General features: G+C 38.1%; 19 protein-coding genes and 1 pseudogene. 4 read left to right on the forward strand and 16 right to left on the reverse strand.

From position 1 onward, the window contains the following. Positions 1-4: 4 nt before the first annotated feature. From AAE02nite_RS16190 to AAE02nite_RS16205, 4 genes are all read right to left on the reverse strand, one after another. Positions 5-568, reverse strand: coding sequence for a hypothetical protein (locus AAE02nite_RS16190; RefSeq protein WP_146899746.1), 564 nt, complete (start codon positions 566-568; stop codon positions 5-7). A 252-nt stretch (positions 569-820) separates the two neighbouring features. Continuing rightward, on the reverse strand, positions 821-1,063 hold the full coding sequence (locus AAE02nite_RS16195; protein ID WP_262713467.1) for a DUF5712 family protein: 243 nt from the start codon (positions 1,061-1,063) through the stop codon (positions 821-823). 857 nt (positions 1,064-1,920) lie between these two features. After that, positions 1,921-3,873 (reverse strand): hypothetical protein, encoded by a 1,953-nt coding sequence (locus AAE02nite_RS16200; protein WP_146899753.1) that lies wholly within the window; start codon positions 3,871-3,873, stop codon positions 1,921-1,923. Then, positions 3,866-4,429: a Panacea domain-containing protein gene (locus AAE02nite_RS16205; protein WP_146899756.1), complete on the reverse strand. Its 564-nt coding sequence runs from the start codon at positions 4,427-4,429 to the stop codon at positions 3,866-3,868. Before AAE02nite_RS16205 ends, AAE02nite_RS16200 begins: the two co-directional genes overlap by 8 nt. Before the next feature lie 356 nt (positions 4,430-4,785). On the opposite strand from AAE02nite_RS16205, the gene AAE02nite_RS26855 reads away from it, so the two are divergent. After that, positions 4,786-4,917 carry a hypothetical protein gene (locus tag AAE02nite_RS26855; protein ID WP_262713468.1) on the forward strand — a complete coding sequence of 44 codons (132 nt, stop codon included), beginning with the start codon at positions 4,786-4,788 and terminating at the stop codon, positions 4,915-4,917. A 44-nt stretch (positions 4,918-4,961) separates the two neighbouring features. On the opposite strand, the pseudogene AAE02nite_RS16210 reads toward AAE02nite_RS26855, so the two are convergent. The 11 genes and pseudogenes from AAE02nite_RS16210 to AAE02nite_RS16255 all read right to left on the reverse strand — a co-directional run. Beyond that, positions 4,962-5,600 (reverse strand): annotated as a pseudogene (locus AAE02nite_RS16210) (DNA/RNA non-specific endonuclease); the annotation flags it as partial. Between the two features lie 15 nt (positions 5,601-5,615). Beyond that, entirely contained in the window at positions 5,616-5,816 is a 201-nt protein-coding gene (locus AAE02nite_RS26720) for a hypothetical protein (protein WP_246151094.1), read from the reverse strand. 491 nt (positions 5,817-6,307) lie between these two features. Then, positions 6,308-8,035 (reverse strand): C-type lectin-like domain-containing protein, encoded by a 1,728-nt coding sequence (locus AAE02nite_RS16215; RefSeq protein WP_146899759.1) that lies wholly within the window; start codon positions 8,033-8,035, stop codon positions 6,308-6,310. A 458-nt stretch (positions 8,036-8,493) separates the two neighbouring features. After that, complete coding sequence (gene brxL, locus AAE02nite_RS16220; RefSeq protein ID WP_146899762.1) at positions 8,494-10,521, reverse strand: BREX system Lon protease-like protein BrxL; 2,028 nt, start codon at positions 10,519-10,521, stop codon at positions 8,494-8,496. Then, positions 10,521-13,061: a BREX-1 system phosphatase PglZ type A gene (gene pglZ, locus AAE02nite_RS16225; RefSeq protein WP_146899765.1), complete on the reverse strand. Its 2,541-nt coding sequence runs from the start codon at positions 13,059-13,061 to the stop codon at positions 10,521-10,523. The genes brxL and pglZ overlap by 1 nt, the downstream gene beginning before the upstream one ends. Before the next feature lie 42 nt (positions 13,062-13,103). Further along, the gene (gene pglX, locus AAE02nite_RS16230) at positions 13,104-16,736 is read right to left on the reverse strand and encodes a BREX-1 system adenine-specific DNA-methyltransferase PglX (protein WP_146899768.1); all 3,633 of its coding nucleotides are present in this window, start codon (positions 16,734-16,736) and stop codon (positions 13,104-13,106) included. 10 nt (positions 16,737-16,746) lie between these two features. Continuing rightward, a complete protein-coding gene (gene brxC, locus AAE02nite_RS16235; RefSeq protein ID WP_146899771.1) occupies positions 16,747-20,295 on the reverse strand; it encodes a BREX system P-loop protein BrxC in 3,549 nt (1,182 codons plus the stop codon). Between the two features lie 5 nt (positions 20,296-20,300). Continuing rightward, a complete protein-coding gene (locus AAE02nite_RS16240; protein ID WP_146899775.1) occupies positions 20,301-20,891 on the reverse strand; it encodes a BREX protein BrxB domain-containing protein in 591 nt (196 codons plus the stop codon). Beyond that, on the reverse strand, positions 20,888-21,517 hold the full coding sequence (locus tag AAE02nite_RS16245) for a DUF1819 family protein (protein WP_170252623.1): 630 nt from the start codon (positions 21,515-21,517) through the stop codon (positions 20,888-20,890). The genes AAE02nite_RS16240 and AAE02nite_RS16245 overlap by 4 nt, the downstream gene beginning before the upstream one ends. A 572-nt stretch (positions 21,518-22,089) precedes the next feature. Further along, positions 22,090-22,443 carry a hypothetical protein gene (locus tag AAE02nite_RS16250; RefSeq protein ID WP_146899781.1) on the reverse strand — a complete coding sequence of 118 codons (354 nt, stop codon included), beginning with the start codon at positions 22,441-22,443 and terminating at the stop codon, positions 22,090-22,092. A gap of 283 nt (positions 22,444-22,726) precedes the next feature. After that, positions 22,727-23,041, reverse strand: a complete 315-nt coding sequence (locus AAE02nite_RS16255; protein WP_146899784.1) for a hypothetical protein — start codon at positions 23,039-23,041, stop codon at positions 22,727-22,729. Positions 23,042-23,107: 66 nt separating this feature from the next. On the opposite strand from AAE02nite_RS16255, the gene AAE02nite_RS16260 reads away from it, so the two are divergent. The 3 genes from AAE02nite_RS16260 (at position 23,108) to AAE02nite_RS16270 (ending at position 24,811) form a co-directional block, all read left to right on the forward strand. Beyond that, positions 23,108-23,374 (forward strand): hypothetical protein, encoded by a 267-nt coding sequence (locus tag AAE02nite_RS16260; protein ID WP_146899787.1) that lies wholly within the window; start codon positions 23,108-23,110, stop codon positions 23,372-23,374. A gap of 18 nt (positions 23,375-23,392) precedes the next feature. Beyond that, positions 23,393-24,025 (forward strand): hypothetical protein, encoded by a 633-nt coding sequence (locus AAE02nite_RS16265; RefSeq protein ID WP_146899790.1) that lies wholly within the window; start codon positions 23,393-23,395, stop codon positions 24,023-24,025. Between the two features lie 354 nt (positions 24,026-24,379). Continuing rightward, the gene (locus tag AAE02nite_RS16270; RefSeq protein ID WP_146899794.1) at positions 24,380-24,811 is read left to right on the forward strand and encodes a hypothetical protein; all 432 of its coding nucleotides are present in this window, start codon (positions 24,380-24,382) and stop codon (positions 24,809-24,811) included. Between the two features lie 14 nt (positions 24,812-24,825). Here the strand turns inward: AAE02nite_RS16270 and AAE02nite_RS16275 are convergent, their stop codons facing one another. Beyond that, entirely contained in the window at positions 24,826-26,385 is a 1,560-nt protein-coding gene (locus AAE02nite_RS16275; protein WP_146899797.1) for a tetratricopeptide repeat protein, read from the reverse strand. Positions 26,386-26,790 lie beyond the last annotated feature (405 nt).

The raw sequence follows: 26,790 nt of genomic DNA on the forward strand, positions 1-26,790 counted from the left end.
ATTCTTAAAACAATCCATCTTTAAGTGGTGAGCCACCATATGATTTACAAAGATGTAAAAACGCTTTTCTCAATGAATCATAACCTTCCTTAGTTAAATTTACAGGTATTTCAACAATACCATTATTATTATTAGGCTGAGTTTCATATTGGCCGCCCTCTTTAGGAGTTATTGTCTTATTTAAAAAATCGTTTTTAATATTAATAGCTAAATAGTTAAATTCCCTCCCATTATTATTTTTTTGAGAAGCAACTGTAACAGAATTAATTCCTTTTACATCAAAAGCCGAAAGAAGAACTAATATGGGTTTACCTTGATGTAATAGAGTTGCCTCAATTATAAAAATACGCTCCTGCTCATCCTTCTTTAATTCTTCACCAGCATATATATTTACAACGTGTGGAAGTATTTTATCTCCAAATACGGCATCTGTTTTATAACTCTTTAATGGATTAACTTTAACTTTATCTATTATGTATTCTTTTGTTTCATTTATAGTTTGTGCATTTCCTAAGTTAATAGAAATAATACTAATTAATAAGGTTATTATTTTTGTATAGTATTTCATATTGGTTGATGTCTTTATCATTACTAAAAGTATTGAAAATAACGTTTAAGATGAATATGATAAAGAAATATTTAGCTTTCTCTCCCTTACACCTGAGGATATACACCGAACTATTTGCTTAATTATGATTATTTACAATTGTAAAAGAGGCATTAGGGAAGAAATTAAATCCTCCTACTTCCCCACTTGCGCTGCCGCACCAGATCTGATTAATCGCTTGATGCTTACCTAGCTTTTATTTTTGGCACCTGGCTAAATTAAAATCGGATAGAGTCCTCTCGATTTCTGCTGCTCCTGCTCTATCCTAGCCCTGGCCTGCTCCTGGATGGCTGCTACCCCGCTGTCTTTTACCGCATTACAATAAGCAAAATTTTCCTTCTGCTCCCGTTTATAGCCGATCTGCCGCCCGAACGCCTCTTCTCCCATCCGAACGAACGCTTCCCCGTCAAACATCCTCGATTTTATAGGTACATGTTGTAGTTTGCTATATAACATAGGGCTTAACTACTCAATAGAACCATTTTCCCCGCGAGTCGTCAATATAGCTAATTTAACTATTATAACTGGCTGTGCTTAGATATTCCGGTGACGCTTAACCAGTATGCTCCGGATTATCCAGTTGCTCTCTCAGCAGATAGGTAGTAGTTGAGTAATGGGAAGAATTAATCAACCTTATCTCTTAGCCGGCAACGCATACCTGGCATTTTATCAATTGGCAAATAGAATTTAATTTTAAGGAAAAGCGATTCACCCATACTTTTGATATAGAGGCTGTAATGCACCTTTTCAGGAGCTGAGAACCAATTATTTACCAGTAACACGCAATTTAAATGGTTTTAGGAGCGCCGCGGGGAAAATGGTACGTTTGAGTAGTTAGACCCCATTGAGAGGCGTTTATGGTTTGTAAAATCACCTACTACCCTAAAAAATGGCAAAAGTAGCGGACTGACAAAAAAGCCGATGCTTTTTACCATTCCTGAATGTGCGTTTATGGTTTGAAAATAAATACTGATTAATTAGGTGTAGGTGGTATATAAATCCAGGGAAGATGGCGTGTTATCACCACTCAATGAAAAACCTGCTGCGGTTGGCGCACGATTAGCTACCACCGGATTTGGAACAGCGCCTTGGCGAATGGGTGCCGGATGATAACCAGCCGGGTTACCATGAATCTTGGCATAATGGTACGCCGGCTCAGGTTTAGGATAACAAAAGGGAAGAAAAACTAAAACAACGTGCCAATAGCAAGCAACGCGCTTTCACCCAACGCAGAAGAAGTGATAGGGCCCAGCGTTTACAAAATACTTAAATCCACCACTTCCACTTTTAGCTTACGATTTACATTTAGCCTATTATTTCTTATCGACGTAGGTTTTATCTTTTTTGTTTGGTACTTGGCTTGAAGGCTTATTGCTCTTAGGATATTTTTCTTGTTTTGAATCAATCAAAGCAGAACCTAATAATATTGTAAAACCCACATAGGAGATAAATATTAACCAATGAAGTGGAGTAATTCTTCTTGTGCCATATCTAGTTACTACATAAATGCAAAGAACAAATAACCCTAAACTAAAAGCAAATACAACCATGAATAGCATTGCCTGACTAAAGTTTTCAACATTGTCATAAAGCTGAATGTTCCCTATAGCAAATAGAACTATAGCAGCAAAAATGCTTAATATTTCAATTTGATTTCCATTGTGTTGACTTATTTCTTTTCTTATAGATTCAATTTTGGTCCTTTCTTCATTTATTCTTTGTTGAATATCAAATTGGCTTTTTAGACTATTTAATTCATTATACATAAAATCAAGTTCTCTTCTTGCCTCTTCATAATTAATAGGAAGTATAAATGATGATGCTAAGAATATCGGTAGATCTTCCCCATCGATATTAATTCTATTGAATAAAGTGCATTCCTTTTTGGGTAATTGAAAAGCTAAGAAATTTTTATCTTGGCACCATTCAAAGTTCTCAAATGACCGTTTTAGATTTTTTTCTAATTTGATGAAGAGCTTTTGAATCAGATTGACTTCTATACTATCTTCATTCAACCCTTTTTTTATCGATTTTAATAAATATTGACAAAAGCGGTAAAATGGAAAGTAGTTATAAATATGCGTCTCCTGTTGAACTAGTGAAATTCTATCTAAATACTTTTCTAACTCATTTGTAAATTCAATGGAAAATTTATTTTTATAGATTAACAGTGATAGCCTGTTATTGAGAAAGTAATTATATGATATATTGAAAGCTTTATTATCAAATTCCCGTTTTTGTAAGTATGGCCTTTCTTTAAAAACATCAGAAAAGCTTTCAGTTAAATTATTTACCTGTTCAAAACTTCTATTTTGGTCTTTATAGTAATTTATTAAAGTATGATAATCTCCCAGAAATAGTTTCTCTTTTGCTCTGATTTTTTCATTGATTAACCTAATTTGGTTGTCATAGAATGGACCAAACCTGTCGCCAGAATAATAATGGTTCTCCGAATGTTCAAGGAATGGCTTAAAATAAGAGATTGATTGCTTAATTTCCTCTAACTTAAGTTCTTTATCTTTGTAATTATGGATATAGAGGAAATTCTTTTTGCCTTTTTCTAATCTATATAAAATTTTAAAAAGAAGATAATTACACTTATCAACTAAGATATCTGCAATCTGAGGCGTACTCTGGGAAAAATTATATGAATCATCTTCAAGTTTTTTTTGCAGCTTTAACAATACTTCTAAGTATTCCTTTTTTACGGCTATATTATGATCTATCCGTGCAAGTTGAATGTTTATTCCAAATAATTGACTTAAGTCATGAGTAATTGTATTCAGTGGATTAGAATTTGGGGCTATATCGTCTTCCGTGATTACATCAAATAAGTGAATAGATTTCGTAGGAGAAAGCCTATATTTTATCTGGCTTATCAATAGCTTGAATTGAGAAATGGACTGTAATACAGGTAGGCTGAAGGAGCTTTGTAAGTCATCGAAAAGCTCATTTACAATTTCAATTTTGTCTTCTCCTAAAAATGGAATTCCTGAAATTATTTCGTTTATTTTAAGCTTCAGAGCATCTATTCTTTTCTCTAACTCGTCTATTTGAATGTAGTCACCTGTTATAATAGATTTATTAAGTGCTGAATAAATGGACTCGGAAGCCCTATTTATTTCCAAAATTGATATTAATGTACGATCTTCTTTTTGGTTTTCAGAAGCTGTAAGATAGTTGGAAATTGCACTTTGAGAGTATAGTGTAGCTAAAGAATCAAGCTTTGTAATAGTGTCGTTAAAATAGAGAAAGCTTTTATGCACTTTGTAAACTGAATTGCTTGTTTTCAGATTTAATCATTTCGTTTGGGATTTTGAGGCTATACTTATGGAATGACCTTGCTAATTTATACATAGCTCTCCATGAATACCATGAATGGCTTAGTTCTACCAAGTCAATAGCCATATAATTGATTAAATCCTTATTTTTTGATTTTATTATTTGGAAAGAATTCAATATTTCCCTTTTTATAATTGGGTCTAAATTGGTAAAATACTCTTCACTATGTTCTTTAATAATATTTAATCTTTGGTTGGTTATCTCACAATAATTTAAATTTTCCAAATTTTTATAAATATCGCTTTCTACATGGCCATAGGGCATTGCCCAGAAATTATCAAAAACACCCAGCAATCCATCCTCCCTTTCATTGGCGGTACTTGCACAGACAAAGAAGTGTAATTTAAGGACTTTAAGTCTGCTCAGATCATTTTTGTCTAACCCTTCTTGATTATTTTGCTCTTTATACCAAGTGACTAACTGTTTTATAAAAAATTCAAATGCTTTAATTTTGCAGGTAATTCCTTGTAGTTGAAGCATATATATAATAATCGTTTGTCTATTAAAGTAGCTATACGATAGACTTTAAGAAATGTGTTCTGTAGGAAGTAGCTTAGGCCTTATATTTAATTCAAATATAATAGATGGCCAATCATTTACAAGTGAAGATTTTTAGTAGTTGATAAAACCTTTTTAACGTTTAAGTAGGTGTTTTTTTCGAGAAATATATCGGTTAAGTTTTTACTCGTATTCCAACCTTAATAGAATTTGTTACCCGGTAAGAGAAAAAGGCCATGTAAATAGTCAATTTACAAAGCAATATGCATTTGTTTAGGGAGCAGGGACAATCCTTGGCCGTTCGTCCAAGCGGGGATTGTAGCGTCTGCCTGTACACCATGGGCAAATTCTTGGCCGAGGTCTGGTACCAGGTAGAAAATAATCAAATAGAGGTAGTAAGAAGCTCTAAAAGTATGATTTGCTTGGAGCCCTCTTTGGCGATGGTAGACCTCTCCGACATCTGCCATTAAGCTTGGAGGTAATCATCCTTTCACCAGGCACCCTGATATCCCTTCTATTGCGTTAACCCTTTATCTACTGGCGCCTCCAGGGCTACTTGCAACGGCTGAGAAAGCGAATTTAGTAAATCATAACCGGTTGCTCTTTCAATGGCATCGATACTGGTGCGGTAAGAACCCCAATCCGCCCGCACGGTTTGGCTGTTGGGCGTATTCACCGCGATGACTCGCGTGCTGCTAGTAATCCGGTTTAAATCATTCGGGCCTTCCGGCAGCACTACCAGCACATTCCAGATTTGCGCCGGCACCGTGACCCGACCCGCAGTAAGGGTTTGTTTGGGGCCATTACTGCCAGTACCCCCGACCCCGTAATTGCCCATGATAACATATACTTCATTACCAGCTTGGACTAAATCGCGGGTATACTCTTCCAGATTGGCCCACGTTTCCTGGTTATTGTTGGGAGCCTGGGGAATCATATTGGTCATCAGGAAAGTCGCCGAATTATCTGCGGCTGACCTGGTTCTATCGGCGGAGGGTACATTGTGTCCCCGGTCAAAGCCACTGCCGCTATAAGCCGTTGGGGTTACCCGGTACCAGCCGGCTGGCAAGGTATTATCCGCCCGGAAATCATCCTGTCGGGGAGCATTGCCCAGCCAATCCGGACTCACGTGCCAGCTCACCCAATTAGGCGTGCCTCTATCCCGGCTTTAAGAAAGCGTGTACTGTGGTTTCTGTAGAAGAAAGTTATTCGCATTCACTTCGTCCGGGGTCGCCTGGCTGGGATTACCTAGCAACAGGTGCTCGTAGGGAATCAAATCTTTGGGAGCCGTGGGTGTTACTTCGCTTTCCTGACAGCCGGTAATCAGTAAGAGCAGGAAGAATAGAAGGTAAAGGTTTTTGTGGAACATGAAGTGAACGGAAGCTTTAGGTTTTAAGGTAATTGTATTATATTGAAATAAGGTTAAAAAGATGCTTTCCGGCCGGAAAACTTGATGGCCCGAGGTAAATCTGTTTCATGGCTAAAGCATGGTTCTGATGGCAGCATTCATTTCCACCCATTATCTATTATTACTGGCCAGCGGGCTCAAAAATCTGGATGAACTGAATAGGCTGGAAAAAAGCTGGCGAAGCAGAAACTGAAGGTCATGGGGCTCGATAAGCATCTACCTAGCTTGAATTGAGACAGTGTCCTTGGCTTAGTTTAAGTTGTCGTGATCCTTTGGATCCGCTAAACCTATTGAACCGAAAATTTTGGTACTTTATCTTACCTACCATATTTCGGAAGCGCTTCCCTATTATATAGAAAGGCTGGAATTTCAGAAATAAGATTGCTGCAAAGGGTAAAATGTAGCGTATCTTTTGAACCATTACACTTTATCGATAATGTAAGATTTGGCTATTAAAGCCTTTCGCTTTTTATAAAAAATTTTTCAACCGTGCTTTTTACTTTGCTGTAATTGTTTTCTTCTAATAATTTAAGCAAGCTCTGTCCATCATAAAAAGCATTTAAATTTTGTGGTTTAAATGAACCATTGTTTATTCCGTTTAAAAAATTTATACCGTCTTCATAAAAGGAAGCAGAAGTAATAAAACAACCTCTGAATTTTTTCCCAGTATCTTGAATTTCTTTTTGAAAATGCCTTTTTGCAAATGGCAAAGTACGTCTAAAAAACCAGCTTAGAGTGTTTTTAGTATCTGAACTACCAATAGGAATTTTTGATAATGAAGAGTACCCTTTTAGTTCAACTATCAAAATCTCATTAGGGTTAGAAGATTTAATAATATAATCATACTCATAATTTTCTTTTCCACCCTCAGGCTTTACTATTGATAAAGTCTTACCATGTAGAATTTCTGCACTACTATAATAGTGCTTTAGTAGTGGATACAATAGGAATTCAAATAAAACTCCTCGTATGTCTTTTAAGCTATCTTCTTGTCCAGATGTTCTAATCGTAGTTAGTGCAGATTCAATTGTTACATTAAAGTCATCACTTATTGCAGCCACTTTTTTTAGCTGTAAAATGTTGAGCTTTTCGACAACATCGTAAATTGTTGTTCCAAAAATAGACCCTAAATCAAAAGCAATAAATCCCAGTGAGCTTATTTTCTCTAAAACATCTACTGCTATTGTCTTGTAAATAATGATAGGAAGAATTTTGCGCCTTCCATTTTTAACAGCATTTAAATTAATTTGTATCCTATTATAAAAACCGTCAAGATCTATTTGGGAGTAGTCTCTACTGATAACTACGTCTAAGACAACTAAGGTTTGTTTCTCTATAGTATCCGCTTTTTTCCCAAAGGTTGAGTTTATTCCAGTTGTTTTGGTATAGGCGAAAGCATCCCAAACCAAATTATTTTGCTTTGCGCCAATTGAAGGTGTTTTCTTGTTGCGGTAAATTGTCTTGTAATTATCTATTATATTACTTTTTTGTAACCACCGCAGAATGTCTGGTAAAAACATCCCATCTATAACCATCTTAGAAAAGTGAGCGCTTAGTAAGCTTTCTTCCTTACCTTCTTCCTTTTTACTTTCTTCCTTTAAAATATATTTGATATTATTTGAATCAGTCTTTTCATATATAAATTTCATTAATCTAAGCTCTTTTATTATTTCATCCAGTGTATTTACCTTTGTAGATGATTTTTCAAGTGGAGCAGCGACGATCTTTAATGCTTCATAGTAGGATATAACTCCGTCATTTATATCAATTGCTTCTAACAATCGATAAATTGGTGGGCGATGCTTTTTAGAAACTTCTTTAACCAGGGATAGAGTTAACCCATCCCTAGGATTTAAATATATAAATTGACCATTACCAAAGCTTAAGGGATTAGATGAGACGAGTATTCCTTTAACAACAGTTCGTTGAATGATTTTTCTAGCATTATCATCCTTTATCTGGAATGTGTTTACTAACTCTTTGGTTAACTCCTTGCCTGAAAGATATCTTTTATCACTAATAAGCTTAGCTATATAAACCTCATATTGATTGAGTTCATTACTAAGTAGCTTTAATGTTTCTTGTCCCACTGCCCTTATAAATTTTATATTGCTAAATATACCGCAAACGTAAAAAGTTGAAATGTTGTAGTTTTTATTTAATAACATATTGTTAATCAAATACTTATTTTTTTAATTAGATAAATATTTGGTCCGTAATGCATTTTAATACTTAATAATTGTCACACCAGTAATTTAACAAGTATAATTGTCCTTATGATAGCATGCCAAGACACCCTGGTACATGAGGCGTGCGAGGCTGTCTGCTGAAGCATGTGGCTTATATGGATTGTGTGTACCCAGCATGGTACGGGTATATTTTGGAAGGAATATACTCAGATTATCCAGCGGGTGCAAATACCGTATTGGCGAGCCGCAAGCTGGTTTACCACAGGTTAAGCAGTAGAGGACCGAGCACGGGAGTGCGAAGGTGCGGCTGCCTCAGGATAGCCCAAGATAGAGCAGGAGAAGAAGCAGTAGCACCAGATTCAGGAACGGGAGCAACGAACTGGGGCCGCGGCATTAGAAAGTAGAGAGGTAGTGTCTAAGAAAGAGTGTAAATGGGTTCGGGAGTGTATTTAGATCCTCAAAAAAGTAATCTCGCAATCTTTGCACTTCCGTTTTTCCTGATAAAGGTCAGCAGCATTAAATTTACCCTCGTACCGATCGAAAATATCAAGCCCGCGGCCCAGGTTTATTTTCCAGCCATTATCGGCCATAATGCTGCGGTCATGGACACTCCTGAACTCATAGGTTAAGTGTATACCTATATCAACCATGTTTTCTTTTAGGTCATCAAAATTGGCAATAGCTTCGGCCATGCGGTCTTCCGTATTCCAGGTTACAATATGCAAGTCTATCTCCTCATCGGGTTCCTTTATTTGTTCCAGCATAATGCAAAACTCCAGCAGGTTTTTAAACTGGTAATGCATTCGGATATATGGGTCCTGCAGAGTAATTTTGGAAGCGCCTTTCAAGTGTTGACCGAATAGCTTCCGATAAGAAATACCTGTTTGGTTATCCTTGATTAAGACCTGGTGCGGAGATGGATTTGCTTTAGATTCCTGGATTACAAAATCATTCGTTTCATTTAGAGCCTCCTCTTTTTCCTCGGCCTCTTTTTTCTTATCCTTCAGGGCCGCCAAGTAATTTTGCATTTCCAGCGTTTCAATAGATACTTCCCGACCACTAGCTTTTAATCGGTAGGTAAAATTAACCGGTTCGTTGCGGAAAGTTTCGTCAATGATGTATAACTGGTCCTTAACCCGCTTTCGGCCTTCTATGGCAAAATTGAGCAGCTCAATCAATTCATCCTGTGTTAATTCTTTGTGCGGATATAGTAATTTTACCAGTCCGGAAAATGACTTTCGGATAGCAGTTTTATCACGGGTAGATAAGGAACCGTCCAAATCTATAACCTGGTCCATTAAACCACTATAATCCGCTTTTCGCAGTTCGCGCAGGATTTCAGCTATGTAATCTACTATAAAACCATAGCTCGTGGAGAAAACCGAGTTCTTCAGAATTTTCACTTCCCAACCGGGTATGTACATATGCATCCGGTCCAGGAAAGCGCCTTTAATGTATCCGTCCGGGATGGATTCAAATAAATGGGAGTTCTTCAGCATGTAAGGCACCGTATGTTTGGTATTGCCGACAAAAGCTAAAGAAGCTGTAGCTTGGTAAGTCTCCTTGCCTCGGTTGAAGGATTGGTTAGCCATGTAGTTTTGCATAATTTTAACCAAATCACCGTCCACCCGGCGCCCTCCTACTTCCTGCTCAAACTCGTCTAAAGCAATCACATCCCAGTATCCGACCAAGCCAATGCGGTTACCAGTATTATTTACAAATAACCTAGCTTTAGAAACATCCCCACCAGAAACCAAAACACCATGCGGGGAAAGCTCCGAAAAAATATGGGATTTACCGGTTCCTTTTGGACCAAGCTCAATAAAATTGTAATTGTTTTCTACGTGCGTAATTAGCCTTGAAATCTGGATTAGTTTTCCTCGCTTGTTAAAAAACTCGGGGTTTAATCCTATACTGTGCATGAGCAAGTCTAGCCATTCATCACTAGTGAACTCCTTTCGGGCCTCCAGGTAATCATCAAGCCTTACATTAGAAACCTGGATAGGTTTTATATCTTCTATCAACCAGCGCACCTGGGCATCAGCCGCATGGGTGTACCCCATGGTTAGTATACACCACACACCGCCACCACTTAGCAGTTTCTGGTGCTCCATCACCATTTTATCAGCTATTGGTACATGGTTGATACCTAAATTGGCAAACTCGGCCTCGTAAATATTAGCCCTATCATTAAGGGAAACATTTACTTTATCGATGATTTTATAACTGCCCTGCTGCCGGATGGTTGACTTTACTATTTCGGCTTCGCTTCTATGAACGTAATTATTTTTAATAACCGTTTTTACTTTCTCAATACCCGCTTTTATAATTTCTTCATCATTAATAGCACAGTACTGTCCCAGTAAATATTCCAACACATAAGTAGGTACCACGGCATTGCCTTTAACACTGGAGGTTAAATCTTTGCGTACTACTTTCCCTTCAAAGTATTTTAAAATTTTATCTTGTAATTCCATTAAAAGTCTTGCTCAATCAGGGTATTGTTACTTACCGGTTCTTCAATTAAAGTATTCAGGTTATCTTCTTTATCAAAAATCTTGAGCTTCAGATAAGTCTCCTGCGCGGCTGAATGCAACAAATTAAATTCTAATTTGTAGATGCGCTCAGTAGGCATACTAGAAGTTGAATTTAATAACAGGTTTGCTTCGTTGCTAACCAGTTCGGAATTTTTGTATATACCTGCCACTAACTCTCGTTCTTTCTCGGTCCGGGATACCTTGTTTTCCTGGAGGATACTTACCCGCATCACATTAGATACAATTTTGAGCGGAGCACTCTTTACCAAAACCGGTTTCACTTTCTGGGTAATATCCTGACGCTTCCGGGAGCTCTCAATAACCGGCACAACCAGTTCCTGTAAGCTGCCACCCCCATGCACAAACTGGTGTCCTACTCCCTGCTTTTTATACCGGTTAACCGATGCCGGTATAACCACGGATAAAGAATCAGTAAAAAGAGAGGTAGCCGATAATTGTATCTTATAACCCAAGGTTGGTTGCCCCAAATCATCCACTATCTCATACCGGTTATGGGTAGTAACTGCTTTTAAACCTGTGGCATTTTCCTTATCTTTTTCATCTATTTCCCGGTCATTGAATATGAACCCATGGTCAGCGGTGATAATGACCCGGGCAACATTCAAGGAGCCATGTAATTTCTTCACCAATAATTTTAATTCCTCAACAGCTTCTTTGGCGGCAGTTAAAGTTTTACGCTCAGATACCTTTTTGTCCCCAATCATATCAATGGCATCGTGGTAAATGTAAACCAGCTTAGCCTTAAATATCTCCCTATTCTGCTCCTGATTGTTCTGTTGGATATCTGAAAATGGAACTACTCTTGCCTCTGGTTCCGCTTCAGTCAGCAATTTTTCCCGGTTTTCCAAGCCACTTGTAGAGAGTCCATCGATGGTAATGGCTCCCTGGTTGAATGCGAACTTTTTACCCGGGAGTAACTGTGCCATACCAATACTGGTTTTAGATGGTATAGAAGCTAATTGGTAGCGTATATCGGCGCTGTTTTTAGGGTCGCCGTGTAGTTCGGACAGCAATTCTTCTGCTACTTCATAGCGCAATGCATCAGAAATAATAACCACTAATTTTTGTTCAAAAGGCTCTATTTCCCTTTTATAAAACTCGTACTGCTTCGGAATATTTAGCCCTTTATAATCAAATTGATAGGCATTTAGACATTTTAACCATTCCCGATTACTTTTCTCCAGGAATTCTTCATAACGCTTGTTTACTAGACCAACCAGCTCTTCAAGTTTTATGTGGGTAGGAATTTCGGTATCATCCATACTCCGGTAAGCACACAAAGCCCGTCGATAAGCCTGGTCAATTTTATACCATTCCGAAGTATAAACTTTTACATAATCTTCTGGTTTATCTAAGATGTAACTGGAGATAGAATTTACCAGCTTCATCATTTCGGCGGCATGCAGCATAAAAGTTAGGCAACTATTCAGAGAAGCAGTGGTTGGCTCGGATGTACTTATTTTTTCCAGCCATTGGATAACAGCTTGTGGGTTATAATCCAGGTTTGCTGCCTGCTCAGCTATTAGTTGCCATTTCATGGGTAGGGTGTAAAAGGCAAAATCGGCCGTGGCTCCGTAAATCTCCAGCAGCTTAAGCTCCTGAACTGAGCCGGCGTTTACCTCAACGGCTTCCTGAAATTGTGCTCCTAAACCATCTTTCCGGGCTGCTTCTTCCTGCAACTGGTTCAGGCGGCTAAGTACTGCTGCCTTTTTAATTTTAAGACTTTTATAAGGATCTTCGGCAGCTGCATCCGGAATAAACTGGGCAAGGGAATTGTACTTAAAAACCTTTAATAGGTTGGCAAGCTTATCCGGCTCCAATTCATTTATTTCCTGGTCGAAATGTTGCTTTATTTGTTTGTTGAGCCACTCCAACAAATTGTTTTCGCGCACTTTCCGACCTACACGCTTTAGTTCTTCTTCTTGGCCGGGTCGTAGCAACGAAAACAATTTTGCCAACAGCAAGGACCAGTTTTCCGGAGCCTTAAATTTAAGGAATGCCGAAAATAAAGCCTGAACCAAGTTGGCCTCATCTAAAGACTCAGGTTTAAGTATGGGAGCACAAACTTCCTGCACCGAGCTGTATTTCAGCTCGCGCATGTAGCGCTTTATAAGTGGCTGATGGTGGCGCTGCAACCGGTACTCTTCCATAAAAGCAGCTTCATCGTCTAGCAATAATTCTTTGTTGGCCAGGAGCAAATCCAGCAAAGGGAAGTTCAAGTATTCATCCTGTTTTTTGGGGCTCTCTTGGTTTAGGTACAAAAATACTTTTTGCTGTTTCCACTCACCATGCAGCATGGCTTTCATGTAGAAATAGTTTTGTTGAAACTGAACTACCCGGATATCTTTTAAGGCTAATGCCGCTACCTCTTCTTTAAAATCTGCTTCTTTATCAAAAAAAAACAACACCCGTAATTGGGGGTGTGTTCGATAATATTTCTCTATTTTCTCCTGCAGCATTTACTTCTTTCTGATTCAACTAATATTTGAATTTTGGGCTTATTACTTAATAGGGGCTACTACGCCTTTAAATAATTCGTAATTAGCAGTAACGCCATTATCCAAGTCAAACTCAATTTGTTGATCGGCTTTATCCTTAAGCAGTAAATCGTATTGCTCACATTCTAGCAAATCTTTCCGCAGCTTATCTAGTTGCCGTGCTTCCGTCCGACCTAGGGCTGCTCCTTGAATTTCTAATTGGTCAATATGCTGGTTTAGATACTGCATATGGGGCAACAAATATTTGTCCCGAATTTTGCCTACCGTAAATCGATTCATGCGGTGCATGTATACCAAAACCTGAAAAGCACCTTTAGGCGAGGTGAACAACCAATATATTGGTTTCTTTTTATACGTACGCACATGGTCTTTCCAGAAATCACGCACCAGATATTGCTCCAGGTCCTGGTTCAGACATTCCTGCAGGAAGTTCATGTTTATCGTTAAGGTTTCTTCGCCCCAAATAATTTCTATAAAATGAACTGTACGGTGAAGTACATCATCTGTGAAGCGACAGGACTTACCCATTAATGGTAGGATAGCGTCCTCATCAATAGAAAAGGCTAATTCTTTTGTACCAATGTGCAAAGGAGAAGCAATAGCATAAGAGGCGATTTCTTCTGGTGCAGGATTAGGATATGCGATTTGTAAGCCTGGCTTGTCCAATCGATATCGCCCTATAAAGCAGCCAATCGCATAAGAAATGAGCTGCTTTAACACTACATCTCTTTTGATAGGTAATTCAATCCTATCCCGATTTCCCTCACGAAATTTCAATTCTATTTTTTTGAGTTGATCATAATATAACTCATCCTGAAATAATGTAATTTGACTTAATGGCACTTCTGGATTTAGTTCCTCTTGAAGGCCATAAAGATTTATATAATATTGATTTAATTGCTCTTCATTTTTAAGAACTTTAAAGAAATCTGTAGTAATTGCATTTAACCACTTTTTAAAACTTTCCTCCAAGCTGATGTCACAACTTGTTAAAGAGGATATGTTAAAGTCCCAGCTTGTTTCTCTTGTATCCCAATCTTTTTTCGATATTTCAACATTTTCATTAATTAAAGTTCGTTTAACTTCATTAATACCATTGTTTAACAAATCTTGAATTATAGGAAAATCTCCGACGGTTCCAACTTCGAACTTTTGTCCAGGTGCAATAAGGCTAAAGATATGTTTACTTACATTACTATTTAAAAGCCCTAACAAAGCTTTTTGGTCAAAAGCATTGAAAATTTTTGGACCAACAGCCTGCATCAGCTTCCCTTCACCAGTTTCTCTCGCGGCAAAACCACTTCTACTCACATCATTCCATGACAATCCATCAGCAAAATTGTAACTTATATTTTGGGGTCTAGATCTAAGTTTTCCTTTACTATCTTTAAAGCTTCTAATTTCTTTGCCATCATCCTGCCAGTCCATAATTGCATACAAATTTCCATACCACTTGCGATAGTCTCCACCTCTTACTACAGGGAACCACTTACCTTCATTAAACATGTTCGGTCTACCGAAGAGGTTAATTTTTCTACTATCTACTTCCCACCAGCTTCTAATAAATTTGTCATCATCTCCAGTCGTAATTCCTTTTCTTGGTTCTGCTACCGTTCTAAGATTGACTGATTTTTTATATGCTTCAATTACATTCGTACTCATCCAATAGACGAAGGGTGCAGACGGTATGTCTAAAAATATTTTTTGTTTAGCCGTATAAAAGCCAAAATCTTGATTAAAGAACCTAGCTTGCTTAATACTTGGAGCCTCAACCTTTACATGATGGTGATAGAGCTTTCTGTAAATTCCAACTTCACTATTATCACTTGTTTTTAAGACATTAAAGGCTACGGTACCAAAATCTGATCCGAATATACCTCTCCCAAAATCTAACAAACTTTTAATAAAAGTAGAAGTTAGCAACAACTCTCTTAAATCAACAAACGAGTCCTTTGTAAGCCAAGATGCTATGTTTATAATTGAAATAGCACCATTATTTTTTGCTAGAGCTAAACAGACCTCCATAAATACAGTCATCAAATCTAGCTTTGATTTTATGTACTTATTCTCAATATAGGCTTTGAGGTTACCGTTCATATTAGACCTCCCCATGTATGGTGGGTTCGCTGCCACGGCCTCGTACTTTATCGTCAGTTGCTCCAGCACATTTATAAACGGACGAATCTTAGGCAGAACGGCCTCTTCAGAGAATTCCCTAAAAGGCTTAATCTCCAGCTCATCGAAGCGCTTAAGAATGAATTCCAGCTCCTTAGGCTTTAGGGAGAACTGCATGATGGAGCCAAGGTTCTGTGCATCCTGCATCAGTGTAAGTGCCTTTGTCAACGACTCCTCATAAGAAACACCTTCTTTACCTAAAAAGTCCAGTACTTCTTGTCTGCTAAATTGCGCTGGCTCTGGCATAGCATACACCCGCGGCAGAATACCGCTCTTCAGGACGCCTTTATTCTTAGAGGCAGCCTTAAGTAGAATTGCAAAGCGAGATAGCTGCGCAGCTCGTTTATCAATATCCAAACCAAATAGGTTGTTGTTGAGAATACTCTCTACGGCCTCTTCGGGCGGGTAATACTCTTCCAGGTACATCTGGTAAAGCAAATCAAACCCTTCTACTAAAATATGCCCGGAGCCAACAGCAGGATCCAGTAATTTAATATCTGCTACTTCCTTAATAATAGGGTTACTGTATTGTTGCTCCGGAGCTTCCACTAAGTAGCGCATTTCCTGCTTTAAGGAGCTCTCCGGATTCAGGTCCAGCCACAATTTGCCTACGGTGTTTTGCACCATGTATTTTACAATCCAGTTAGGCGTAAAAATTTGAGTGGCGGCCGGAATATCCGCTGCTTCAGCTTTTTTATTTTTTTTAAAACCGGCAAAAACCTCATCTTTCCTGTCAGAAATATAAAACTGGTATAACCAGCCTATCAGTTCTACTTGTTTGTAATCTTCCTCCGAGATGGCATCCGTTGTATTAAGCAGGTGCAGGAATCCTTTTTCCGATAAAATATCGTTGGGCAAAAGCAGTTCGGTATAATCATCAATGCCGCCAAACACCCGGTTAAGCAAGGTATGGCTGTGGCAATAGCCAATCAGCAGAATTCCGAATGCTTCTGTTTCCTTCTCAAAATCAGAAATTATGGTTTGCAGGCGCTGTCTTTCTTCTTTATTTAAAAAATCGTATTGGCCCCGGCGGGCTCTTTGCAGAATTACCGGCAATAAACTGGTACCTTCAGCATATTCCAGTTGGGGCAGGTCGTAGTTGTTTTGCGCCAATATTTTTATGGCCATCATGCGGTTAAACCAGGTATAGGCCGCCTCTTCCACTACTTCTTTTATGCCTTTACGGTTAATGGCAGCTTTTAGTGCTTTCCATTTGTTCGGCAAAGTAGCATCATCAAATACATTGCCCCGGAACATATATCCCCCAGCAATAGCTTGCGGTTCTTCGGTTATGGTTCCTTTTTTATCAAAGCCCCAGTACATTACTTTTCGCTCTACCCCGGCCAATAGTATGGTTCTTGCTTTTTGGGCAAAGGTTTTAAGCCTGGATGTATTTATGCCGCTCCGGGTTGTTGGTTTTACTTCTGTATTATCTATGGTAGTATCAAAATTTACATCCATGGCTTAAAACTTATTTGATGATTATGGTCTTGTTTTGCTGCAGCAGGGCCAGCATTTCTTTTCTAACTTTTTGTAAATATTCTTCTAATTCCTCTTCGGTTGATATTTTAGACTTAATGCCTGTAATGTAATATTCCTGAGGTTCGCCTACTGGTGTTAGCTTAACGTCTACTCCGGTACCGTTTTCTTTTGGTAGTACAGCAGCCTTTTTAGAGGCATGCGCAACTATCTTCTTAAGCTCACTAGATTTAAACTCTGATAGTTGGGCTTTTTTTAATTTGAGGTCTGTTATTGCACTCAGCGCTTGAATTGTTTTTATAGTGCGGTCTTCATCCGAATAAATATGTGGCTCATTTACTGCATAGCTTTCTGCATCTTTTTTAAGCTCTGCGAAAACTTCTGTGTATTGCTGTACCACACCTGCCTTCAGATTTTCTACCAATTCTTTTAGCTCGGCTTTCAACTCGTCATAAGCCTTCCGCACATGCCGGAACTCAAACCTAGGGTCTTCTAATTTTAAAAATTCACCCATCTTCTCGGCTTTCTCCTGGGCTGAAGGGGGTAAGGCTTTGAAGTTTTGCTGGTTATCCTGGTAGAAGCGTTTAATAGCATCGTAGTCGGCACGGGCCCGGTTGGCAAAATCCTTCATTCCTTTTGCCTTGTCGAAAAGTTCTTTTACAACCAACTTTTCATTCTCCAGCAACTGGAAGAGTTGTTTCGGATTACGTTTAGTAGCCCATTCCTGCAGCTTGTTCCGCAAGGAGTAGAAAGATTCGCCGAAAGGATACTTTCCATGGTAATCGTTCTCCAGCGAAATATATTCTTTACTAATTTGAACCAGCTTGGCTATTATTAATTCGCTAAGCTCATTTCCATCTGATGTGGCTGATAAGTCCAGGTTAAAAACCTCCCGGAAATTCATGATGGCTTTATCAATGGTTTGCTGGTCTATTGCCTCCCCAGCTTTAACAATACAAACCGGCCGCTCCGGAGTAGACAAAGCTTTATTAATAAACTCAGTTACGGAGAAACGTGGCTGGTTCCGGTATTCAAATTCCCGCTTCTTCTTTTTTACTAATTTAACCAGCATCTCCAGCACGGCAGTATCACGCCAGCCAAAAGGAGCCTTTTCAAAATGGTTTATTAAATCGCTCACCGCAACCTGATTCCCATGATTGGAGATAAAATCATCAACCATTTGTTCGGGTGGGGTTAAATCAGGCATTTCCTGTTGCAAACTTGCCGCTGAGGTGCGCAGTTCTATAGCCGTTTTGGCATAACTTGCCGATAGCCTGTGGTACTTATAAACCCGTTCCAGGTGTTTATCTAGCAAGCTTCTGAAGCGATCATGCGGCAGCGTTCCATTAATTTCATTTGCTTCTAAAACCTGCTGTCCGGATAAAAAGCGGGTTAAACTATAATTGTTTTCCAGCTTGGCAACCAGCTTTTTTCGAAGGTCTTCATTGCGAGCCCTGAATTTCTCCAGGGTATTGGATCTTTCTCCTGTGGCGGCTTCGGAGTTGTTCCGGAAATACTTTTTGGTTTTACAAAACCACTCAAAATCTGTTTTAAACTGAGCATCCTGGTGGTACCATTCATTTACGCAGATACATAAATCGTTCCCGCTGTTGTTTAAAGCTTTCTGCTGTATATCACTGGTGTCTGTAAACAACACCGTTAATTTAAAATCACCCGAACGGAAAAACTCCTTATCATCTACAGCATAAGCTACTCTAAAATCGTTTTGCCCGAAAGTATGCTTTGGCGCTATTTTGGTTAACTTTCTAAAGAATTCATCAAACTCAGAAAGTTTGTCATCAAAACCAACATTTAAGCTCTTAATCATCATCTGCACATCTATTTCATCTTCGTTAAAGAAGAAATAGCTGCCTTTCTCTTCCCGGATTATGCTTTCCTCAATTAGCTTATCCAGTACTTCTTTTATCTTGTTTTGCAACTGAAGCTTATTTTGGTCCACATCCGTCATCATCAAAACCGTTAGGTTATCCAAGTTAGAGGGGAAGGTAAGCAGCGTTGGCTGGGGCAGGTTGGAAATCATAAAGAGCGTTTTAACTACCCGCTCTGCAAAAAGATTATTTTTTACATAAGATAAAGTAAGCCCGTTATCAATGGCCCTCCGGCCACGGTGGGTTAGGTTAGTTAGAAATTGCTTGTTAAAAAAGGCATCAAAAGGCATAAAATGCCCTACCTCCACCTCAGCGTTTTGCTTAGCGGTATAGTGGGTTATACCCAAAACTGAGCGTTCGTTATCTTTTACTTCTTTAATTACAAATCTTAGCGACTGGAAAGATTCGAATACATGAGCAATTAGTTTAAATTGGTAAGGAACAAAAGGATAAGCCAGAATAAATTCCTCTTCCCGATGGTAACCTTTATAAAGCTCATGCCGCATTTTAAATTGGTTTTCGATGGCATCCTTTTTATCGCGGTACATTTTACCCAATACCTCAATGCCCTTAGAGTTTTTATCTAAAACCCTTTTTTGAGTAATGTATGAAGCATCATTGCTTTCCAGGGAAATTCGAGTATCGAAGCGACCCAGAATCTTACCGAATTCATCCTGGACATCAACAGAGCCTTTTGCTCCCGAAGAAACATCGTCTAGGGTTTGCTGAGCCGTACAGGTAATCCAGACTTGGTTATTGCAGTCTTCGCTTACTCTTTCTACTATGTTCTGGAAGTTAAGCAGGATTTCTTTGTTGGTACCAATATATTGCGATACCTCATCTACTAGGAACACTAGCCGGTAATCTTTATCTTTACCTTGTAAGAATTCTCTTAGCTCTGGAATAAGCGAGGAGGTAATACTTATTTTAAAAGTATCAGGATTTGTAAGCTTGGCATGCAGTGCAACCGTATCTAATTCCGGGACCAACTGTTTAGCAATACCCAGGACACTTTCCAGCTCGTAAGAGGCTACATCTGCTGCATCCGACTTCCAATCGTGTCCAAGTTCATCTGTAACTAATTGCTTAAATTCTCCAAACTTACCTTTATTATCCAGGTATTTCTCAAACAGGAGAGCTAACGGAATGTCATTGGGATTATAGCCCCGGAACTTGTTAAACATATTCAGGAAGATCCGGGTCAGGCGCTCACCACTGCCGTCATCCGTTTCATCCTCCACGTTAAACATAATATTATCACATGCTGCCTGGGCCATACGCTTCCGCATTAAGGCAACATTGCTGGGAGTAATATTCTCGTTTTTACCAGCCTTGGTGGTGTCATATTTCATTACCGCTTCCATGAAATGGTCCAGGGCAGACGTGGATGTTTCTGGATTAAGGCAGTAGTGGATGTACTTAATAAAGTGAGATTTTCCGGACCCGTAGTAACCGTTTACCCAAATACCAGTTTTCCCTTTCTTTTTATTTTGTACCGTATCTAATATCAAGTACAATTTTTCAATGAGTTCATCGGTAAAGATGTATTCATTAATTTCTGCTTTAACTGTCTCGGCATTCTTGTTACTAACTACAACGGCAGGATTAATATCCCTATCAATAGGTTTGTCGTAAATCTCCCTAATTTTCATGGGTACTAATTGAGTAATTTTATGGCTCTATAAAGATTTTCGTCGTTTAGCAGACCGAAAAGGTTATAATGTTCCTTGGCCTCGCCTGGATAAAAAAGGATAATCTTGTATCTGGACGAGATGTATTTCTCGAAATTGTTTAAAAACTTGCTAGCACGTAAATAAGGGAAAATAGCTCCAAAGCCATGTACTAACACATAACCCACCTCAAAATCTCCTGATACACTAAAGTGTTCCTGAATTCTGGTATGGAGATAATTTATAAATCTATCACTATTGGCATCACGTTTCAGCGATTCATCCACTTTTTCAGGTTTAATTGTTTCTTGCTCCAGGAAGAACTCATACTTGGTTTTCTTTCCAAAATTATTTCCCTTCAAAAAGGAAAGAAACTCCTGAAAAATATCAATCACTAAAACATTTAAGTAGCTATTAGGCCTATAAAGCCTATCCCGGATATTCTGAATCTCTGCCTGGATTTGATATTCCTGCTCTGGATCATACATGTACATGTAAGCCGGAAAATACAAATTACCAGTTGTAGGATCCTGAAAGTCTTTATTGGCTAACTGTTCATACAGCTGCGTAATTGTCATAAATAAGCTTCTCTCTCTGTTTTATTTACAAAGCATGCTTCTAAAAACCAAAGGTCTCCAGCAGTCACAAAGAATTTCCAAAAGGAAGAAGAAATATTTTCTGGTTTTCTAAGTTGGTTTCTACTCAAAAAACCTGCATCCTTCAGCATGGTCATGAACACCGAAATAATCTTATTCCGGGAGTTATCTGTCCATCCAGCCACAGTAGCATCTTGGGAAACAATTTCATCCAAGCGCATTTGTAAATCGAACTTTTCCAGGTGGTAATCCAAAGTTCGCCACTTTTTAAGAACTACCTCAAAATGAAAATTTAATAATAATGGGTAAGTCTTAAGAATTATGTAATACAAAGCTAACCTTTGCTCCTTTTCCTCTAATCCCTCAAAATAGAACCAAAACTCCCTGTCTACTGAACCTGCCCTATTCCTTAACTCGTTCGCAATTCTGGCCCTGGAAGCCTGAGCATTGATTTTTAGAAGTAGGTTTTCTTTTACTTCTTTTTCTAAAAGCTCTTTGAAGGAGGGTTCTTTAAGTAGGGGTAGAACAGCCCTAAATTCATTAAATAGCAATGCTCCACCCATAAACGAGGCATTGTATTTAGGTTTTGGTGCTGGTTTGTTATTCAAGGGTCGGCGTAAATGCAAATTCTCACCCAATAAATTAATATTTCCTGTAATAACAAAGCTTTTAATTTATGCGATAGCGCTTTAAAGCTAAACAAAATATTTTATAGTTTATTATAATATATATTTTATTTAATATACTAAAATTAAGCTTTTGTTTCTCAGTAGTTTATTAATTTACATGAAGGACAACATGGTTTAAAAGCTTTATTTAAGTAAACCAGAGAAGATTTATTCGAAAGTCACAATAGTTATTTGTTTAAATCTTTATAATCAGACTGTAGGATTATATCCAGAACTTACCAGTTGCCGAGCATTAATTTAGAGGGATAGGCTCATTACTGAAAGCTGTAGAACCTAAAATATAGGTATTGCCATCATCAGAGATATTACGCTTAAAAGCACCAGCATTATTGAAAACTACGCAAATTATGGAGTATCTAATAGACGTATTTTCCAAACCCAGGATTCGTTCCTGAAGAGAAACTACCATCCACGCTAAGTTCTAACCTACTCGGTTACTACCCAGATTTACCTGTTAAGACATTTTCAGGAAGTATATGGAATATTAAAAATTATTGTTTTGGATGAGGAGTGTAAAATATTTTTGCATAATAGGCTGGAGGAACTTCTAAAGGCTTTGCCTCATGCTTTTGTGGATATTTACTCTCTTTTGAAGCATTCAAATAACTTTCAAACTCGTATTTAAAGCAACTTATGTGCTCCTGGGTAACTATAGAAAGTAGAGAAGCATTTTTATTTTTCTTCCTTATTAACTTTAGAATAATATGCTTTTCAAACCCCATAAAGTCTGCTGCTTCTAAAACGGTCATACCTATTAAGATTTTTAAATATTCTGGTAAGGATGGTTCTTCAGGTACTATTTCCCTTCTTTTGCGGATTCTTTTTATCTTCTTTTTTGCTGGCATAAAATATTTTGCTATTCACCCAATTCTTCAAAAGGTAGGGCATAGGTTATAAATGATCTTTTCCTTAAATATATTTAATATATTAGGAAAAACTAATATCATGTTTTATTTTTCGATGCCCAATGCATAAAGCTTATGACATCAATAGGGCATAATAGTTCGAATAAAATTTTAAACGTGAACTGCTCCATTAACGAATATACAAAGGCCCGTTCTTTTAGCCTCCTTCGCCCTGACAATTAGGTTTATTTCTCTTAATATGACTTTTCTTAAAATAACAGATTTAACCTATGAATCGGTAACCGATAGCTTTTATCAGATTGCACAAAGACTTTTTGCCGATTACGTTCTGAAGGTTAATGAGCACCTTTACCGGCTTTTGGACATCGAGTTCTACTATTATGCCCCTGGTCGCTTTGAGGATGTATACGCCCACCTGCACAAACATCAGCTCCAAAACGGCAAGTGGTACTTCCATGGCTCCGGCATCGATATCACCTTCGGGAACGGCATCAACCATGGGGGCATCCTGATCCGTGCCATCGGCCGGCTGACGGGAGAGGCCCATGCCCGTAATAACATCCAAAAGGATATCCATGGGCCTCTAAACGTAAAAACGGAGATATGCTCCCATCTCCATGGGGTGTTCGACCAGCAGCCCAACGTGTTTCACCTGGAAGATGTCAGCAGGAAGCGAAAGGAGGCCGGCATGGTGGTGCCGGAATATATTGTCAAGACGAAACGCATCGGCTTAAACCCTTCGAAGGATGAGTTGGAGCAGCGCTTCTGCAATGGCAAGTTTCGTTATGTCATTTTCCCCTACTTGAAACTAAAGGATAAAACAACCATTGCCCATGATATGCTCGCCCAGTTTCCCGTACTCGGGAAAGAGGGTGTAAACAAGGAGCTCGGCTCCATCTTCCTGAAATAAAGAAACATTACCTCCTAAATGAGTTTTCAATCCATCGCCGACTACATCAATAACCATTCGGAAGCAATAGTAAACAATCTGGAGCCCGAAAGCATTGCGGTATACAAATACCTGAAAAGCGAATTTCATCGCACCAACGTGGCTGAGAACCTCGTCTTTCAGTTTCTCTACCGAAGCTTCTACCGGCTCGACAATGCCGGGTTAAGCCCTCACTTTAAGAACGAGTACTTCAAAATTCTGGAAGAGGAAAAAGGCCGGGATGCGCATGACATAGCAACCATCCTTCGCAGGCTCTACGGCTTTAAAAACAGGAAGGACCAGAACAGCCTTCAGTTTTCCTTCGCCACGAAGCTGCTGAACACAATCGATAACGACCTTCCTATTTATGACAGCGAAGTAGCCAGGGTGTTCGGTTACGCCAGGCCATACCAGACCAACTTCGAGGCAAAGCTGGCAGCCTACCAGAACCAGTTGCAGCACATAACGGATGTTTATAAAACAATCGTCAAGGAGGGGTTGATTGAACCGGCACTTACCTGCTTTGACCTTAAATTCAAGGAGCATGGCCTGCCGGAAATGAAGCGAATGGACTTCCTCTTTTGGTCCGCAGGAAAGCTCATGAAAAGGGCTCCGGTAAGTGAGCTGGTGTAAAGGCCTGGGAACTTCCCGTATGCAACCACTTAAAGCCCTTGCCGCATAGTAACCGACCGAGAAACCAACTTCGCCTTTAGCTGCCGAAAGGTGGTAGCACCTGCTCACAGATACAGAGAAAACAGAACTGGAAGCGCCATTTTGCTTCAGGCCCCAGCTCTCCCCCGTTGTGCTGGACGACGACAACCTGGTCCGCTCCCTTAGGGATTTGATTATCCTTAATTTTTAGTTAGCCAAATATTTCGTTTAAGATATTTGTAATATTGCTATTATAATTATCTTGCTAATTAAATATACCTTCTAAATTTTCTGCAATTGGAGTCTACAGCGCCTGAAAAGCTATTTAAAAGTTGTATGTTCATTATCCGCCAAAGTAACTCTACCGAGCAGGATATCCTGGATGAGTTTAATAATCTTATTAAGAAACAGAAAAGGGAAAGATTAGAGAACGGGAAGTTACTTTTAACCATTTACGGGACCTTTTTTAAAGCTACATTTAGTTTAGACATCACTACTAAAACTATGAAAATGCTGACTGTTGAAACTCGCAAAGAAGCCTTTCTGGAGATGCGTTCTTATGCTAGAGCAATGCAGTTACGAATGTATGAAGACTTCCACAATGTTTACAGGGACGTTAGGACAGAGTGGAAAAAAAGTTTTATACCTGGAAAGCAGGAATTTATACTAAAACAATTTATGGATGAACCACCATTCGAAATTGTGGTTAGCTTCAATAATATATTTGGCTATTGTACTGTAATCTTCGGTCAACGCAAGCTTAGCTAACCTTATTCACCTCATTAGGTAGCGTAGTTTTTACTTAGAAGCTGCTCAAATTGAAGGTCTTTTATATATAAACATCCTGCATCAGTAACAGTTTCTTCTTCAAAGAAATATTTACCTCCGCTTATAAAAATAGATGTACTAAAAACATCAAAGGATGAAATGTCATACAAAGTCGTATTAAAGTCTAAAAGAACTATTGAGTTTTTATTCTCTATTAAATAATATTTCTGAGGAATAAAAAAGTTTCTTTGCATAATTTCAACTGAAGTAAAATCTTCAGAAAATATCAAGGAGCTAAATTCATTAAAATCACAATACTCAATTTTGAACTTATTTTCTCTACTCTCCAATTCATTTATTTTTAATTCATCTTTGATAATTTGGCTTTGGCATCCTAGAGATTCATATTCTTTATCAGATAAACTTTTTTTAAGCTTATGGAAGATTTCTTGTCTTAACCATAGAAAGTCTTTAGACTTTCCGTATTTGTTAGCATTGTCAATATCTTGGAAAGCCATAAAATTTTTGTTATTCTTCAAAGAATCTATCGCTTTTACATAAAAAAGCCAAGGGTTATTGGTTTGGTATGCATCAATTCTGCTAAGGATCGTTTTTGTATTTCCTTCATCATACAGGCCTTGATATATCATCAAAGCTTTAAATAGTAAATATGGAGAATCAGAATCAATCCTCAATGCCAAATCAATGTGCTTTTTTGCTGATTCACTTTCTCCAACAGAAGAGTAAGCATTAGCTAATTCTATATGACACAAAGCATGGTTTGGGTACTTGCTTAAAATAGCTACAAGATTCTCAATTACACTTTTTCTGTCAAAACACGCATATTCATCGTACATGTCGGCGAACAAATAAGCGACTTCCTTATATATTTCAGCTAATACATTGTTAGGATCAATCTTTAAAGCCAATTCAAAAAGTTTTTTCGACACTATATAGTCTTCCCATTTTATTGTTTCGAAAGTTGGAAAGAATTCATTTTTAAAATTAAAATAACCGTCAAGTACTGTTTGTTTTGGAATTCCAAATAGGTTCTTGGAGTTTAAAATATAAAATCCTATATTAAACAGTTGCTGAGATTGATAATTAACTTCTCTGCCCAGTTCATTTTGAAGAATCTGAGCAATTTTACTTTCTACTCTGTTTATTACATCGTCTAAAGTATTATTGATAATTTTTGAAGCTTCTAATGCTTTTTCAGTAGGATTAAATTTTTCATTTACTTTTCTTATTAGATATTTTATTTTATAACTATCTGTTTTAATTTCTTCCAATGAGCTTTTTTCACTTGTGGAGTCAATTCTTTGATTGAAGCCGTGAACATCATTTATAAATAAAGCAACAGCTGCAAAAGTGTACTGGTTACAAACATGCTGATGTTGAGGGGAGCTAGGCTTTTGAAGGTTTGGGAAATTTTCAAAAATTGTTACTTTACTAATTAAAGATTCAAATTCATAAATCCTCTGTTTGAAATTAAGCTTCTGTGCATTGGCAAATATCTCTTTGAGTCCGTGGAGATTTTTTACTAAAAAGCTCGTTATGAATTCTTGCTCCATAATTTTTTAAGATATTGTTTAAGCACCTGAACTAACGAATATACTATATATTTATATTAGTATAAAAGCCTTAGTCAGAAAAATTAGGCGGGGTAGCTTTCCAGAGAAAGTACCAGAAAAAGACCGCAAAAAAGGCCCGCTCAGTTTACTCCAGAAGGGTTTTCGCTTATAACTGGTATTATGTAAAACAAGGGTTAAATTCTGGCTTTTGTTATATTTTCTTCCCTTTTGTAACTTTACTACTATTAGAGTTGCCAAAATACTCGGATGTTCTCTGTGCCGTTTTTGAGACAGATGATATCTGTAAAGCTTCTGTTCAATATTAAGCCATTACTATTAGATTTGTATTTATATTCTCTAGGAGAACCTTAAAAGATTAAATGCTTATTTAAATAAAGTTCAGCA

The organism is Adhaeribacter aerolatus (genome assembly GCF_007991635.1).
Lineage (GTDB): Bacteria > Bacteroidota > Bacteroidia > Cytophagales > Hymenobacteraceae > Adhaeribacter > Adhaeribacter aerolatus.

What these genes read in the sequence shown, in the direction of transcription:
- AAE02nite_RS16190 (WP_146899746.1), bottom strand. Translation starts at nt 568, where the DNA reads ATGAAATACTATACAAAAATAATAACCTTATTAATTAGTATTATTTCT.
- AAE02nite_RS16195 (WP_262713467.1), bottom strand. Translation starts at nt 1,063, where the DNA reads ATGTTATATAGCAAACTACAACATGTACCTATAAAATCGAGGATGTTT.
- AAE02nite_RS16205 (WP_146899756.1), bottom strand. Translation starts at nt 4,429, where the DNA reads ATGCTTCAACTACAAGGAATTACCTGCAAAATTAAAGCATTTGAATTT.
- AAE02nite_RS26855 (WP_262713468.1), top strand. Translation starts at nt 4,786, where the DNA reads ATGGGCAAATTCTTGGCCGAGGTCTGGTACCAGGTAGAAAATAATCAA.
- AAE02nite_RS26720 (WP_246151094.1), bottom strand. Translation starts at nt 5,816, where the DNA reads ATGTTCCACAAAAACCTTTACCTTCTATTCTTCCTGCTCTTACTGATT.
- brxL (WP_146899762.1), bottom strand. Translation starts at nt 10,521, where the DNA reads ATGGAATTACAAGATAAAATTTTAAAATACTTTGAAGGGAAAGTAGTA.
- pglZ (WP_146899765.1), bottom strand. Translation starts at nt 13,061, where the DNA reads ATGCTGCAGGAGAAAATAGAGAAATATTATCGAACACACCCCCAATTA.
- pglX (WP_146899768.1), bottom strand. Translation starts at nt 16,736, where the DNA reads ATGGATGTAAATTTTGATACTACCATAGATAATACAGAAGTAAAACCA.
- brxC (WP_146899771.1), bottom strand. Translation starts at nt 20,295, where the DNA reads ATGAAAATTAGGGAGATTTACGACAAACCTATTGATAGGGATATTAAT.
- AAE02nite_RS16240 (WP_146899775.1), bottom strand. Translation starts at nt 20,891, where the DNA reads ATGACAATTACGCAGCTGTATGAACAGTTAGCCAATAAAGACTTTCAG.
- AAE02nite_RS16250 (WP_146899781.1), bottom strand. Translation starts at nt 22,443, where the DNA reads ATGCCAGCAAAAAAGAAGATAAAAAGAATCCGCAAAAGAAGGGAAATA.
- AAE02nite_RS16255 (WP_146899784.1), bottom strand. Translation starts at nt 23,041, where the DNA reads ATGGATATCCTTTTGGATGTTATTACGGGCATGGGCCTCTCCCGTCAG.
- AAE02nite_RS16265 (WP_146899790.1), top strand. Translation starts at nt 23,393, where the DNA reads ATGAGTTTTCAATCCATCGCCGACTACATCAATAACCATTCGGAAGCA.
- AAE02nite_RS16270 (WP_146899794.1), top strand. Translation starts at nt 24,380, where the DNA reads ATGTTCATTATCCGCCAAAGTAACTCTACCGAGCAGGATATCCTGGAT.
- AAE02nite_RS16275 (WP_146899797.1), bottom strand. Translation starts at nt 26,385, where the DNA reads ATGGAGCAAGAATTCATAACGAGCTTTTTAGTAAAAAATCTCCACGGA.